This is a genomic window from Flaviflexus sp. (assembly GCF_041440645.1).
Classification (GTDB): Bacteria; Actinomycetota; Actinomycetes; order Actinomycetales; family Actinomycetaceae; genus Flaviflexus.
Genome location: NZ_JASDVN010000027.1, coordinates 57,807 through 71,025, shown reverse-complemented (window position 1 = coordinate 71,025; position 13,219 = coordinate 57,807). Strand labels below are relative to the sequence as shown.

Genomic DNA, 13,219 nt, shown 5'->3' with positions numbered 1-13,219 from the left:
TCTGACGTGGTGTCTCAAGAGGTGAAGAAAGCCAGTACGGTCAGACAACGTGCAATCTGGATGGATGTGGTGAGGGGTATCGCCATCATCGCAGTCATCTACGGTCACGCTGAAGCTATCGGCCGCCAAGAATCGTTGTTTGAAAGCCCGGATTGGATGATCACATCCAACCGCGTACTTGTGCTGCTGCGCATGCCGATGCTCATGTTCCTGTCCGGCATGCTCGTGCCTCGGTCGATTAGGCGTGGTTGGAAGAGCTTCCTGCCCGGTAAGTTCACGAAACTGGCGTGGCCCTATGCCGTGTGGATGGCGCTCTTCTTCGTGGTCCTGTGGATTCACGACGTCGCCACCCTGGATCAGATCCCGATGGAGATCCTCCAACCCGACAACCCGAACCTGACGCCGCTGTGGTACCTGAGGAATCTGTTCTTCTACTACATCTTCGCCCAGATCCTTGTGTGGCTTCGCTTGCCCCTGTGGGTAGGCATCTTCGTCGGCCTTGGCCTCGGCGCATACCAGGTCGCCTTTGTTCCCGACCCCGATCAAATCGATCTGCGTTGGGGATTCCTCATGGTGTTCTTCTTCCTTGGGGCACTCATCATGGACCACCTGAAAGCGTTCATCAATTTCCTTCGGAAACCACCAGTCACTCTCGTTCTCATCGTCCTTGCCCTCATACCGATCTACCTTTACGTCGAGCGAATCACGGCCGTGAGGTACCGTCCCGAATACATTTGGGGTCCGATCGCCTTCACCTTGCTTGTCGTCGCCTACGCCTCCTACATCAAGTCGTCGTGGATCACGAAGCCGATTGAGTTCATTGGCCGGAACTCCCTCTACTACTACGTCATGCACTACCCGATGTTCCTCGGCTACAGCTGGTGGTTCGGGTGGCGCACGGACTGGGGCATCGGACACTTCTACGCCCTCATGGCCCTCGGCCTCATCGTTCCCACGATCGCTGTCTACGTCTGTCGCTGGATCCCGCCTCTCAAGTGGCTCTTTTTCGAGCTGCCCTGGCCGCGCCGCAAGCCAGCGCCGAAGAAACAGCCCACAGTCGACGCCGCGACCACACCAGCGGTCGCACCCGCTTCGGAATCCGCTTTGGTCTCCAGTGACTCTTCATCCCTGGCAGAAGAGAAGCCTGACTTCCAAGAAAACAAGGAACGTAGGCAAGATGGTTCACGCGCGAGGCACTCTGCTGATCGCTCTGGCTGACGAGGCGGCCCGGGACTAGTCCCCGGTGCCGGTGAAGCCCGGTCCAATCCGGCACAGCACAGATCGGCAGATCTTGAGAGATGTTGAGGGGAGCAGGTGACCTGCTCCCCTCAAGGTTTGTCTATGCCATGCCCCGCGCGGGGCCACGGCGCAAATCTACGGCGTGAAAGTGGCGGTGTCGTTGATGTCCTCGCCGCGTTCAATGCCTTCCTGGGTCTGTGCGTTGACGGTGAACTCCCACAGGTGCCCGTCCACATCGACGTAGGTCAGTGACGTGTAGGAGTCGGTCGTGTAGGTGACGTCGATGATGATCGCGGGGTAGCCACCGAGCTCGGCGCTGTCGTCACGGACCGTGATCGACTCGGCGTCAGGCAGATTGCTTTCAAGAAGATCGCGGAAGAAGTCACCGGTGAAGTCATAGGACTGGTCATTGAAGTCCTGCGCGAGAATGTCGTCCCAGTCGTTTCCATCCCACAGGTACTGGTAGTCAAATCCGGCCTTGTCGGACTCGTACCAGTCGGAAGGAACATCGATGCTGACCGAGTAGTCAGCGGCCTCTTCGGTGGAGAGGTCGGACTCGAGAGTCTCGGACTGAATCTGGCCGGTCTCCGTCTGCTCCGCTTCATCGTTCGAAACGTTTCCACATGCGGAAACGACGAGGATCGCAGACAGGGCTGCTGCGCGCTTAAAGGAAGTCAATTGTGTGCACCAATCCGTCGGCTTCTGCCAGACCTTGAGCATGAAGTGCGTTGACAGTGATCTCCTTGATCCCGCCATCAACGTTGATGTAGTAAATGTTGGCAACGTACCCGGGGCCCTCAACCGCTACCCAGAAACCGTCGTAGCCGTCGATCGTGGCATCACCCTGATAGGTGGCGGTGGCATCCCCGAGGTTGCCAGCGTCAATCAGGCTCTGCAGGTAGTTCTCGGGATTACCGATCTGCACCCAGGGTCCGAGCGGTGCCACGGACATGTTCTGTGTGGCATCAACCTTCGTCCACGCAAACACCGAGTATGGGGTTTCGATTTCCTCCGCGTAACGCCAATCGTCGGGTAGTGCGACAGTCATGGAACCATCCACCGCCATGGCCTCCGCCGGAATCTGCTCCGCGGGCGGAATGACATCCTCAACGTTGACGGGGTCGGTCGTGTCCGCAATGGTGGGAGCGGATTCGACCGTCAGACTATCGCCCTCAGCCGTGGTCGCACTCTCCGAAGTACCAAGCTCGGATCCATCAGTCGGTAGTGTTTGCCTGACTGCGCTCTCCCCTGAGGGAGCTGCCGACACGGCACCGCATGCCGGCAAGGCAAGTACCATTGCCACGGCAATACATCCGATACTTTTCCGCACGGCTCCCCCTTTTACCACGACGTCAGTCTAGTGCACACAAACTTGCAGGTGTAGTACTCAAACATGAAGTGAGAGCCCTAACTCTTTAGAGATAGGGGATAATGGATACCATGGACACGCTTTGGCACACATACCCACTTGGCGCGACAGGAGCCCCAATCCGTGATTGGACAGATCCCGGGATGGAGGAGCACCGGATCCTCAAGCTTGTTCCCTGGCTCGACCACGCCACAAGCCTGTCCGACATGCTCCTTCTCGGACCCATCTTCACCTCCGTGTCCCACGGATACGACACAACCGATCACTTCAGTCTCGACCCTCGCCTCGGCACCGACGATGACTTCGATCAGTTCATTGGCGAGGCTGGTGAACGCGGACTCGGCATCATCCTCGACGGCGTTTTCAACCACGTCGCCAAGGGCCACCCCCTCGAAGAACACGTCATCAGGAACGAGGATGGTAGCCCGGCCGTGTTCGAGGGCCACGGTGCCCTCCTCGAGCTGGACCACACGGACTCCGTTGTCCTCGACTACATCTCCAACGTCATCACCCACTGGCTTGATCGCGGGGTCATGGGGTGGCGGATGGACGCGGCCTACCGGATCAACCCCGAGGTGTGGGCAAAGATCCTCCCTCCCATCAAGGAAAAGTACCCGGAGGCATGGTTCCTTGGGGAGGTCATTCACGGTGACTACCCGTCGTTCACGGGACCGGATCGGCTGGATTCTGTCACCCAGTACGAGCTGTGGAAGGCCATCTGGTCGAGCCTGAAGGAGGAGAACTTCTTCGAACTCGACTGGTCGCTGCAGCGTCACGACGCGTTCCTCGAATCGTTCTCACCCAACACCTTTATCGGCAACCACGACGTCGAACGCATCACCTCAACACTGGGGCAGTCGAAGGCGGCTGTCGCCGCCCTCATCCTCTTCACCACACCGGGAATCCCCTCGATCTACTACGGTGACGAGTTCGGATGGCTCGGAGTCAAGGGCGAAGGCTACGAGGCTGATGATCCGCTGCGTCCCGAGCTACCAGCCACGCCTACCGACGCCATCAAGGATGAGTCGCTCCCCCTGCTCAACATGTACCGCTGGGGTGCGAACTTCCGCCGCGAACACCCCTGGTTGAAGCATGCTCGCACCGACAAGCTTGAGCTCACCAACACGACATTCACATACACGACCCACGACGACACCAATTCCATCACCGTGATCCTCGACCTCGAGGAGAGATCTGCTCGAGTCGAGCAAGCGGGAGAGACCACCTGGTCACTTCCCCCGGCGCTCAGTGAGTGATCACAAGTAGGTTGGCAGCACCTTCAGATCGGCGCGCAACCCACCATGGGCAATACGTTCTGAGAATCAGGCCGAGACGGTGCGTTGGCCCGTGTTGATGACGAATTCACTCAGCTTGTGGACGTGAGATAGGTAAGGACCGCTCGCACGCGCCTATTCTCCTCTCCCACGGGCAATCCCAGTTTGAGGAACACGGCTGCCACGTACTTTGAGACGGCACCCGCGGAGAGGAAGAGCTTCTCGGAGATCTGGCTGTTCGACAGCCCCTCTGCCGTGAGGGCGAGGACCTCCCTCTCACGTTCCGTCAGGCTATCGAGAGGACCGGATCGTGCTCGTGCCAGCTGACTTGCCACCTCGGGATCGATGACAACCCCGCCTGCGGACACAATGCTGAGCGATCGGAGGAAATCAGCGACCTTCGCGACCCTATCCTTCAGCAGGTAACCAAACCCGCCGCCCGTGCCGGTCAGGAAGCGTGAAGCGTACGCGGGTGCCACGTACTGGGAGAGGATCATGATTCCCAATTCCGGGTAGTCCTCGCGGATCTCAGCCGCAGCATCGAGGCCGTCGGTTCTCATGCCCGGTGGCATCCTCACGTCGGCAATGACCACGTCCGGAACACTGCCGTTTTCGATAGCCTCCCGCACGGCAGTGACGAGGCTCGGAGCATCATCGACCGCCGCTAGTACCTCGTGGCCCTGCCGTTCAACGAGCCCAACGATGCCTTCGCGCAGGAGAGCCGAGTCATCGGCAACAACAAACTTCACAGGTACCCCGATTCACCAACGTCGAGAAGGAGCGGCATGGTTGCCCTCACCTCCGTGGGACCCCCGTGGGGGCTGGACACAAACAGTTCTCCACCGAACGCGGCGAGACGTTCCCTCATGCCAGACAGCCCGTGCCCCGGCCGAATGACCGCGCCACCCTCGCCCCGATCCGTCACGGTCACGTGCAGATGCTCATCAACAGTAAGAAGTACAACGGCGGGTCCCCCGTACTTTGCTGCATTCGTTAGCGCCTCCGACACAAAGAAGTAGCCGGATGCTGTGACTCCCTGGGGCAGGCTCGGGAGCGGATGCGGGCACCTCACCTCAACGTCCTCAAAGCGTCGCGCAAGGTCGCGAACGGCCGCCTCCAGTCCCATGTCGGTCAGAACCTGGGGATGGATGCCATGCACCGTCTCCCGCAATGCCTTCATGGCCCGCGAGGCATCGTCCTGGGCCGCGGATAGCAACCTTCCCTCGTTCGAAACCGGGTCGAGGGTCAGGCTCGCCTCCCCCATCTTCATCGTCGCGGCCACGAGGTACTGCTGCGCCCCATCGTGCAGGTCTCGTTCGATCCTGCGTCGCTCAATCTCGAAGGCCCCGACGATCTCTCTGCGGGATCTGCGCAGGTCGGCGAGGTTCTTCGCGTAGCTCTCGGGGCTCTCGTCCCGAGCATCACGCGCCGCCTTCGAACGGTACTGGTAGCCCAGTGCGAGGATGACAGCGAATGCGGTTAGGAGCGCGGTGGTTGGGTCCCCCAAGATGAGCTGGGCACCAATGATTGCGAGAATGGCAATAATGATGGCCGTGTTGCGGACGCGGGGAGACATGGAACCCATACTAGTGGGGACAGGTGATGAGGACAGTAGAGCTAGCTCTACTCCATGACGGAACCGTCCTGGATGTTCCTCACGTGATAAGGCGAGTGGAATAGTGACCATGAAGAACACACTGAATGCAACGCACCTGGTCAAGACTTACGGCCCTGTGCGGGCCCTGAACGACGTATCAATCACCGTCGAATCCGGATCCTCCGTCGCCATCATGGGTCCCTCCGGCTCCGGCAAGTCCACGCTCCTGCACGCACTCTCGGGGATTCTCCGCCCCGATTCCGGCACCGTCAACCTCGGCCCCATCGACGTTACCGGCCTGAGCGACACGGAACGCTCCAAGCTGCGCCGGGACCGCTTCGGCTTTGTCTTCCAGGACGGTCAGCTCGTCGACGAGCTGACCGCGGCCGAGAACGTCGCCTTCCCGCTCCTGCTGAACGGCTGGAAGCGTGGCCGCGCCCTCAAGGAAGCAGAGCATTGGCTCAAGAGGCTCGGGCTTGATGGCATGGGGAACCGGAAGCCGGGTGAGATGTCGGGCGGACAGGCGCAGCGCGTAGCCATCGCTCGCGCCCTCGTCCACAAGCCCAGCGTTGTCTTTGCCGACGAACCAACCGGTGCACTCGATCAGGCAACCGGCCACGAGGTCATGCAGATCCTCACGACCGTGTGCCAGATGTCGGGAGCCTCCCTCATTGTCGTCACCCACGATCTCGAGGTGGCCAAGTGGTGCAATCGTCTCGTTGAGATCCGCGACGCCATCATCCACGACGATCGCAAGCTGGGAGTTGGACGATGATTGGTCTCTCCTCACGCCTTGCCCTCTCCCGCATCAAAACAAACCGTTCCGGACTCGATGTTCTGGCAGTCATCGCCTTTGCCGTCACGACACTCCTTGCCCTCGTGGTTGCGAACGGCACCGCCATGTTCGTCGATCGCTGGCACAACCCACCCGAAGCTCTACAGGCAATCATCGATAGCTCCCCCTACGACTTCAACACGGCAGAGGACATCTCGAGCATGTACGTCACGTTCGCGATCATCGCCTGCGCCATCCTCGTTGTTCCGATTCTCAGCCTCGGTGCTGGAGCGGCTCGCCTGGGTGCCACGGGTCGCGCCAAGCGCCTCGCCTCCCTGCGACTCATCGGCATGACCGGCGGCGAGGTCGTCCTCATGTCCGTCATCGAAACCCTTGTCCTCACCCTCGTTGGTTCCGTCCTCGGGGTCGCCCTCTTCGCACTGACGCTGCCGCTGTGGCAGTTCGTGTCCTTCCACGGCGCGTATCTGTCTCCTGGTGAGATGGTGGGACCCTGGTGGCTGACCCTTGCCATGATTGGCGTCATTCTTCTGCTTTCGGCACTGTCGACCACCCTTGGACTCAGCCGGGTTGTCATCAGCCCCCTCGGTGTTGCGAAGCGGGAAACACCGAAGGCACTGCAGTTCTGGCGGGTCATTGTTTTCTTCTTGGCTGTCACGGTCTTCATCATCGCCGTCCAGTCATTCGACCTCCTCAAGTCGAACATGCTGAGTTTCCTCGTCATCGGCGGACTCATCGCGCTCGTCCTCTTCACAGTCAGCCTCGTTGGTCCCATGCTGATCCAGCTCGTTGCGCGCCCTCTCGTCCGTACCTCGAACCCAGCGAGCTTGCTGGCGGCCCGCCGCCTCATTGCGCAGCCGCGGGATGCGTGGAGGAATGTTGGCGGACTGGCATTCATCGGCTTCATTGCCGCCTTCACCGTGGGCTTGCCCCACGTTCCCGACGATCCGATATTCAACCTTCAGATCAGGGACGTCGCGACCGGCATCTTCCTCACCCTCGCCATCGGCATGCTCGTTGCGGCCACGTCGACGCTCATCAATCAGGCCGCGTTCACGGTCGACAGGGCGGAACAGACAGTCGCCCTCACCCGCATGGGAACCCCCAGGTCCGTGTTCGCTGGAGCTCGGTACCGCCAGGTTCTCCTACCACTCCTCACCACCCTCGGCGTCTCAGTTCCCCTCGGCCTGCTTGTCGGGAACATGTTGGTCATGAGCGCGCAGGGAGACCTTGTCTCCATGAACAACGGACTCTTTCTCGTCGTTGTCATCGCCATCGGCATCACCACATGCCTCCTCGCAGCAGGCGCATCCCGGCCCATCGAGACAAGGATCCTCACAACCGACTATCGCCGGAATGACTAAAGACCGACCAAGCCGGGGTCACCCGGCTCGTGACAAACGCGAGTCAGGAACGGACTAAACCGGGTGGACTCGGATCGCGCGTGGCCATGACATAAGTCCAGGTCAGAGACGAGTTGGGGCGGAGACTGTGAATCTCCGCCCCAACTGTGTTTGTCTGTGAGAGCCGCTCGGCGGTCACCGCCTAAGCAACCCGAGTCGTAGCACGACTACTTCTCACTACTTCATGGCGTAGAACCTGCCGAGGGTCTCGCCCTTGAACTCCTCGTAGGTGCCCTCTTCGATCGACCTGCGGATCGAGTCAACGAGCTGAACCGTGAAGTACTCGTTGTGGATCGTTGCGAGGGTGGAGGAGATCATCTCCTTCGCCTTGAACGTGTGGTGCAGGTAGGCCTTCGTGTAGTTCGTGCACGTGTAGCATTCACAACCCTCAACAAGTGGGGTGAAGTTCCGCCTGAACTCGGACCTGGTGACATTGAATCTGCCGTCGGGAGAGTAGATGGCGGCGTTGCGAGCAACCCTGGACGGGTTCACGCAGTCGAAGGTGTCGGCACCGGCCTCGACGGCAGCAAACAGGTCATCGGGTTCGGAGATGCCGAGGAGGTGACGGGCCTTGTTCTCAGGCAATTCTTCACTCACCCACCCCACGATCGTTCCGAGGTTCTCCTTCTCGAGTGCACCACCGATTCCGAAGCCATCGAACATCTGACCATCAACTTCCATGGTTCCCAGGTCGCGGGCGGCCTTCCTGCGCAGGTCCTCGTACTGGGCGCCCTGAATGACACCGAAGAGCTGCTGGTAGGGGCGGTGGGTGCGTTCCTCTGTTAGCTTCTTGTGCGCAACGAGGCAACGCTCCGCCCACAGCCGGGTCCTCTCGAGGGCCTCCTCCTGGTAAGTGCGGGAGTTGAGGAGGGTGGTGAGCTCATCGAAGGCGAAGATGATGTCGGCGCCGAGTTCGTGCTGGATCCGCATCGACACCTCGGACGTGAACCTGTGCTTGGTGCCATCGAGGTGGGAACGGAACGTCACGCCATCGTCGTCAATGTGTGCTCGGCGGATCTTGTTCTCCGCCACCTCCAAGTCGCTACCGTCGCGACCCTTCTGACCAGTGCCGGCGAACTGCTCCGACAGGACCTTCTTGTAACCGGTTCCGAGGCTCATGACCTGGAAGCCGCCCGAGTCGGTGTAGCTGGGGCCGGGCCAGTTCATGAACTTTCCGAGCCCACCCCCCTCGTCCACAACATCCGATCCGGGTTGAAGGAAGAGGTGGTAGGCGTTGGCGAGAACGGCCTGCGCCCCAACGTCCTTGATCGACTCGGGTAGAACGGCCTTGACGGTTGCCTTCGTTCCAACGGGGATGAAGGCGGGAGTTTGGATGTCCCCGTGGGGCGTGTGGATGACTCCCGTACGCCCCTGACCATCAAGTCTCGTTCCGACTGTGAAACTCACGTGATCTCCTCGTACTCCGGTTCATGCTTCTTCACGATGGAGACTACTCGATACGTGACGGGCAGGAGAGCAAACTCGAGCGCGACCTTGTACAGGTAACCCACGATCATGAGGTTGAGGATGGTGGACATCGGCATGACACCGACCCAGGCAACGAGGCAGAAGATGATGGTGTCGGCGGCCTCGCCAACAACGGTGGAACCGAGCAGGCGGACCCACAGGTTCTTCTCGCCGTAGCGTTCCTTCAGCTTGACCAGAACCCACGAGTTGAGAAGCTGACCAACGACGTAGCCGCAAACGGAGGCCGCGACGATGCGGGGGACGAAGCCGAGGACGGTCTCGAAGGCGGCCTGGTTCGCGTAGTCGGCTGCGGGCGGTGCGATCTGAACGAGATAGAACACGGCTGAGGCCATGATCGAAACGAACATGCCGAGCAGGATGGCCTTGCGTGCGGCCTTGAACCCATACACCTCGGAGAGCACGTCACCAATGATGTAGGTGAGCGGGAAGAGGATCGCCCCACCATCGAACACAAACGTGCCACCCAAAAGGTTGATCTCGATGAGCTTGGTTGCGCCAATGTTGGACAGCAGGAGGAAGGACACAAACAGGACGACAAGGGTGTCGAAGTGGCCGCGGCGGACGGGTACAAATCGGGCAGACATGCAGACCTCAAGAAACGTAAGAAGACGTGAAGGGGACTGATCCGGCGCTGCCACCACCGTGATCGACGCAAAGGCGCCTGAATGGATCGCTCCATTCAGGCATTAGTGTAGCGAATCGTTTCCTACTTCTTAGGCGGCAGGAGGTATTTGATTGCCCACTCCCGCATGGCATCCATGGACCCCGCCAACATCTCTCCCGACTCCGTGAGCGAGTATTCGATGTTTCCGCCCTCGTCTTCGCGGGCCACAACACCGATTTCCATCAGCTCCTTCAGGCGTGCGGAAAGGACACGCTTGGAGATCGACAAAGCGTGCACGAGCTCGTTGAAGTGAGCTGGTCGCTGCCGGAGTGTGTCAACGATGAGCCCCATCCACCGCTTGCCAAGCAAGCCGTACGCGCGATCGAGAACGGGACAAACGTGGAGGTCAACCGGCTGATTACCGCTCTGATCAGTGTCTTCACCCATGTTGACAGGATAGACAAAGTATCAAAACAAAACCGGGACGAATGGCACACGTGGTAGGCGAGTTAGCCCGTCATCAGTGCAAAGTCAGCACGGGAAGTTTGTGCTGCGGCAGAACTCGGCTGGATATGAACACGACACCCTTCCCAAGCTGGGACACGGCCGCGCTGTTACTCTTCGGATTCCTCGAGAGTCTCCGTGCCGAGAACGTCAGCGCTGTGACCATCGACCGTCACAACGACAACTCCGGAGTCGGTCTCGATCGTGACACGGAAGACCGGATCATCCTCGTCGGCGAGGAAGCTGATGGTTGCGGCCTCGACGCGACCAGGAACGATCACCGCGGCAGCATCGATAGCATCCGCGAGCGTCACGACCTGCTCGACGCCGTTTGCCTCGTTGTCATCGCTACGTTCCGTCACCAGGTTGGTGATGATGCCGTCACCGACGATGGTGACTTCGTAGATGTCTTCGGCCGTTGCAACTGTTACAACGTAGGAATTGAGACGGGTCTGAACAGCCACGGCGACGCCATCAACAGCGTCCTCGGCCCGCTCGATGTTTGCAAAGATCTCCTTATTGCTGGGGCCGGTCTCGATGAGGACCGGGCCCTCTGAAGAAGGCGACGTGCTGGGACGCGGGGGAACGTACGGATCGTCTGTGGCCGCACAACCGGCCAGCAGCAGCACCGCTACCGCAACCCCAAGTCTCATCACGCCACCTATCTAACCAGATATTCCGTCGCATTGGTCAAGAATTGGCCAAATTGGAGTAAAGTTCGATGGTTCTATTGATGTGCAATGTACCCATTGAAGTGCCGGCGAGCGGGTTTATCCCCCTTTGCTGCTCGCCACCCCTCGTAGGAGACACGTCCGTCCTCTCGCGAGGTTGCGAACTGGACTGTGCCGGGCAGGGACACGGGAGCTTCAAACTCGACGAACCAATCCCGCGGACCGTTGTTGCCGACCCCGGTTGCGGAGTAGGCGCGGGAGGCGGAATACATGCCGTGCACGATGGGCTTGTTGAAGCCGAAGGGCTTGGCAGTGAACTTGCTCAGGTGGATCGGATTACCATCCCCGGACACGTGGGCGTACTTTCGCCCAGCATCTGGCCCCAGCTTCCACACGGCCGTTGGGTTCGGCGGCTCGAATTCCACGCGCTCGGGGCGCTCGGGGAGGGGACCACCGAAGTCGGAGCCGCGCACGAGATAGCCTGCCGTGTCGACGAGAACCTCTTCGCCACCGACGTTCACACGAACTACGGAATCGATGAGGGTGCCCGCGTAGTGCGGGCGGGCGTTCTCGATGCTTGCGACCAGTTCCATCTCCTCGCCCGTTTCGATGCCCCGAGTCTGGGTGACCTGGTTGGTGATGTGAAGCATCCCAAGGAGGGGCAGGGGGAAGTCCTTCCTCACGAGGAGGGACATGGTGAGTGGGAAACCGAGCGCGTGCACGTATCCCGGGTGCAGGTGGGTGGTGACGGTGTCGCCCATGAGGTGAACAAACTCGGCGTGACGGGCGGGATCGGCGGTGAGCTTGACCGAGGCCTCCACCCCGGGGAGCTCCGTGGCAACGCCACGGCCCGCCTTCATCCGCGCCGCCTGAAGGGCGGCAGCGGAGAAGGTCTGGCCGAAGCTGGGCAGGGTTTCGTGCTCGATGCGCATTAGCGACCCACGAGGTTCTGCCCGCACACCCGCAGGGTCTGTCCGACATAGCCACCCGCGGGAAGGCTGAGGAGGAAGGACACGGTCTCTGCGACGTCGAGGGGCAGGCCACCCTGCTTGAGGGAGTTGGAGCGGCGGAAGATCTCACGCTGAACGGGTGGGATCTTGCCGGTCATCTCGGTCTCGATGAAGCCGGGAGCAACGGCGTTGGCGGTACCCCCACGCTCGGCAAGGATCGGGCCGAGGGCCGCCACCATGCCCATGACAGCTGACTTCGAGTAGGCGTAGTTGGCCTGACCCGCATTCCCGGCCACACCGGAGGTGGAGGCGAGGGAAACGAGACGGAAGTGGTCACCCAGCCGGTCCGATGTGAGCAGGACGTCGTTGATGCGGAGCTGAGCCGCAATGTTGACGTCGATGACGGCGTCCCAGCGATCATCGGTCATGTTCGCAAAGTACTTGTCGCGGGTGATGCCGGCGTTGTGAACGAAGCCATCAAGCACGATGTTGCGCTTAGTTAGCTCGTCAACGATGCGCTGGCCGGCGTTCTCGCTCGTGATGTCCATCTGCAGCGGGATCGCACCGATCTCGTTCGCAAGCTCCGACAGGGCGGAACCGGAACCGGGAACGTCAAGGACAATGACCTTGGCGCCGTCGCGGCTCAGGGTGCGTGCGATCGCAGCACCAATGCCCCGGGCCGCGCCCGTGACGAGCACGTTCTTGCCCGCAAGGTGCTGCTCCCACAGGGCGGGAATGCCGCCACCATCGTCGGAAACCCGGAGGGTCTGACCCGAGATAAAGGCGGACTTCGCGGTCAGGAAGAAGCGCAGTGCTCCGATCACGGAGGATGCGGTGATCTCCACGTCGTCGTCGACGACGATGCCGTTGGCGGTGGCGCCGTGGCGGGCCTCCTTCGCGAGGGTACGGATAAAGCCTTCAACGCCGGCACGAGCTGCGTTCACCGCGGGATCGTCCTCGGTTGCGGACCGGGAGATCGTGAGGACGCGACCACCGGTCTTGATCTTCTTGAACGCGGCGGGAAGCTCACGAATGATCGGTCCCGTGTCGGTCGGGTTCGTGATCTCGTCGAGGACAACGACGATGGTGCCGATCTTGTCGAGCTCGTCTCCGTGCCTGCGCACGTCACCGTCCCAGGCGAGGATCTGGTTCGCGATGTCCTCGGTACCCTGGCTGGTACCGAGCACGAGAACCGGCCCGAGCACGGGCTGGGGACGGTCCATGAAGCGGGGCAGGTCGGTCGGTTGCGGAAGTCCGGTCTTCCCGGCAATGAACTTGCCGGGGCCGGTCCGTACGGCGGTCGTGTAATCGAATTTCATTCGTGTGC

14 protein-coding genes are annotated in these 13,219 nt (G+C 60.7%); 4 read left to right on the top strand and 10 right to left on the bottom strand.

All coding sequences use genetic code 11. The annotated features are described in order from the left end of the window. Positions 1-60 precede the first annotated feature (60 nt). Entirely contained in the window at positions 61-1,218 is a 1,158-nt protein-coding gene (locus tag QMB98_RS03710; protein ID WP_371684308.1) for an acyltransferase family protein, read from the top strand. A gap of 156 nt (positions 1,219-1,374) precedes the next feature. Here the strand turns inward: QMB98_RS03710 and QMB98_RS03705 are convergent, their stop codons facing one another. Beyond that, positions 1,375-1,917: a hypothetical protein gene (locus tag QMB98_RS03705; RefSeq protein WP_371684307.1), complete on the bottom strand. Its 543-nt coding sequence runs from the start codon at positions 1,915-1,917 to the stop codon at positions 1,375-1,377. After that, positions 1,904-2,536, bottom strand: a complete 633-nt coding sequence (locus tag QMB98_RS03700) for a hypothetical protein (protein ID WP_371684306.1) — start codon at positions 2,534-2,536, stop codon at positions 1,904-1,906. The genes QMB98_RS03705 and QMB98_RS03700 overlap by 14 nt, the downstream gene beginning before the upstream one ends. Before the next feature lie 143 nt (positions 2,537-2,679). Here QMB98_RS03700 and QMB98_RS03695 point away from each other — a divergent pair, with 143 nt between their 5' ends. After that, on the top strand, positions 2,680-3,864 hold the full coding sequence (locus tag QMB98_RS03695) for an alpha-amylase family glycosyl hydrolase (protein ID WP_371684305.1): 1,185 nt from the start codon (positions 2,680-2,682) through the stop codon (positions 3,862-3,864). A gap of 110 nt (positions 3,865-3,974) precedes the next feature. On the opposite strand, the gene QMB98_RS03690 is transcribed toward QMB98_RS03695, so the two are convergent. Together QMB98_RS03690 and QMB98_RS03685 are read right to left on the bottom strand one after the other, a co-directional pair. Continuing rightward, positions 3,975-4,631, bottom strand: a complete 657-nt coding sequence (locus QMB98_RS03690) for a response regulator transcription factor (protein WP_371684304.1) — start codon at positions 4,629-4,631, stop codon at positions 3,975-3,977. Beyond that, positions 4,628-5,458 carry a sensor histidine kinase gene (locus tag QMB98_RS03685; protein ID WP_371684303.1) on the bottom strand — a complete coding sequence of 277 codons (831 nt, stop codon included), beginning with the start codon at positions 5,456-5,458 and terminating at the stop codon, positions 4,628-4,630. The genes QMB98_RS03690 and QMB98_RS03685 overlap by 4 nt, the downstream gene beginning before the upstream one ends. Before the next feature lie 109 nt (positions 5,459-5,567). On the opposite strand from QMB98_RS03685, the gene QMB98_RS03680 reads away from it, so the two are divergent. Together QMB98_RS03680 and QMB98_RS03675 are read left to right on the top strand one after the other, a co-directional pair. Further along, positions 5,568-6,254, top strand: coding sequence for an ABC transporter ATP-binding protein (locus QMB98_RS03680; RefSeq protein ID WP_371684302.1), 687 nt, complete (start codon positions 5,568-5,570; stop codon positions 6,252-6,254). Further along, on the top strand, positions 6,251-7,636 hold the full coding sequence (locus QMB98_RS03675) for an FtsX-like permease family protein (protein WP_371684301.1): 1,386 nt from the start codon (positions 6,251-6,253) through the stop codon (positions 7,634-7,636). Before QMB98_RS03680 ends, QMB98_RS03675 begins: the two co-directional genes overlap by 4 nt. A 216-nt stretch (positions 7,637-7,852) precedes the next feature. Here QMB98_RS03675 and tgt read toward each other — a convergent pair whose 3' ends face one another. The 6 genes from tgt to QMB98_RS03645 form a co-directional block, all read right to left on the bottom strand. Next, a complete protein-coding gene (tgt, locus tag QMB98_RS03670; protein WP_371684300.1) occupies positions 7,853-9,082 on the bottom strand; it encodes a tRNA guanosine(34) transglycosylase Tgt in 1,230 nt (409 codons plus the stop codon). Continuing rightward, positions 9,079-9,747 (bottom strand): queuosine precursor transporter, encoded by a 669-nt coding sequence (locus tag QMB98_RS03665; protein WP_371684298.1) that lies wholly within the window; start codon positions 9,745-9,747, stop codon positions 9,079-9,081. Before QMB98_RS03665 ends, tgt begins: the two co-directional genes overlap by 4 nt. 122 nt (positions 9,748-9,869) lie before the next feature. Then, on the bottom strand, positions 9,870-10,214 hold the full coding sequence (locus tag QMB98_RS03660) for a winged helix-turn-helix transcriptional regulator (RefSeq protein WP_371684297.1): 345 nt from the start codon (positions 10,212-10,214) through the stop codon (positions 9,870-9,872). Between the two features lie 167 nt (positions 10,215-10,381). Beyond that, the gene (locus tag QMB98_RS03655) at positions 10,382-10,924 is read right to left on the bottom strand and encodes a hypothetical protein (RefSeq protein ID WP_371684296.1); all 543 of its coding nucleotides are present in this window, start codon (positions 10,922-10,924) and stop codon (positions 10,382-10,384) included. Positions 10,925-10,998: 74 nt separating this feature from the next. Then, complete coding sequence (locus tag QMB98_RS03650; RefSeq protein WP_371684295.1) at positions 10,999-11,874, bottom strand: MaoC/PaaZ C-terminal domain-containing protein; 876 nt, start codon at positions 11,872-11,874, stop codon at positions 10,999-11,001. Beyond that, on the bottom strand, positions 11,874-13,211 hold the full coding sequence (locus QMB98_RS03645; protein ID WP_371684294.1) for a 3-oxoacyl-ACP reductase: 1,338 nt from the start codon (positions 13,209-13,211) through the stop codon (positions 11,874-11,876). The genes QMB98_RS03650 and QMB98_RS03645 overlap by 1 nt, the downstream gene beginning before the upstream one ends. Positions 13,212-13,219: the final 8 nt, after the last annotated feature.

Coding starts and splice junctions, on each gene's coding strand:
- QMB98_RS03685 (WP_371684303.1), bottom strand. CDS start 5,458: ATGTCTCCCCGCGTCCGCAACACGGCCATCATTATTGCCATTCTCGCA.
- QMB98_RS03675 (WP_371684301.1), top strand. CDS start 6,251: ATGATTGGTCTCTCCTCACGCCTTGCCCTCTCCCGCATCAAAACAAAC.
- QMB98_RS03680 (WP_371684302.1), top strand. CDS start 5,568: ATGAAGAACACACTGAATGCAACGCACCTGGTCAAGACTTACGGCCCT.
- QMB98_RS03645 (WP_371684294.1), bottom strand. CDS start 13,211: ATGAAATTCGATTACACGACCGCCGTACGGACCGGCCCCGGCAAGTTC.
- QMB98_RS03665 (WP_371684298.1), bottom strand. CDS start 9,747: ATGTCTGCCCGATTTGTACCCGTCCGCCGCGGCCACTTCGACACCCTT.
- QMB98_RS03695 (WP_371684305.1), top strand. CDS start 2,680: ATGGACACGCTTTGGCACACATACCCACTTGGCGCGACAGGAGCCCCA.
- QMB98_RS03710 (WP_371684308.1), top strand. CDS start 61: ATGGATGTGGTGAGGGGTATCGCCATCATCGCAGTCATCTACGGTCAC.
- QMB98_RS03655 (WP_371684296.1), bottom strand. CDS start 10,924: ATGAGACTTGGGGTTGCGGTAGCGGTGCTGCTGCTGGCCGGTTGTGCG.
- QMB98_RS03700 (WP_371684306.1), bottom strand. CDS start 2,536: ATGGTACTTGCCTTGCCGGCATGCGGTGCCGTGTCGGCAGCTCCCTCA.
- QMB98_RS03650 (WP_371684295.1), bottom strand. CDS start 11,874: ATGCGCATCGAGCACGAAACCCTGCCCAGCTTCGGCCAGACCTTCTCC.
- QMB98_RS03660 (WP_371684297.1), bottom strand. CDS start 10,214: ATGGGTGAAGACACTGATCAGAGCGGTAATCAGCCGGTTGACCTCCAC.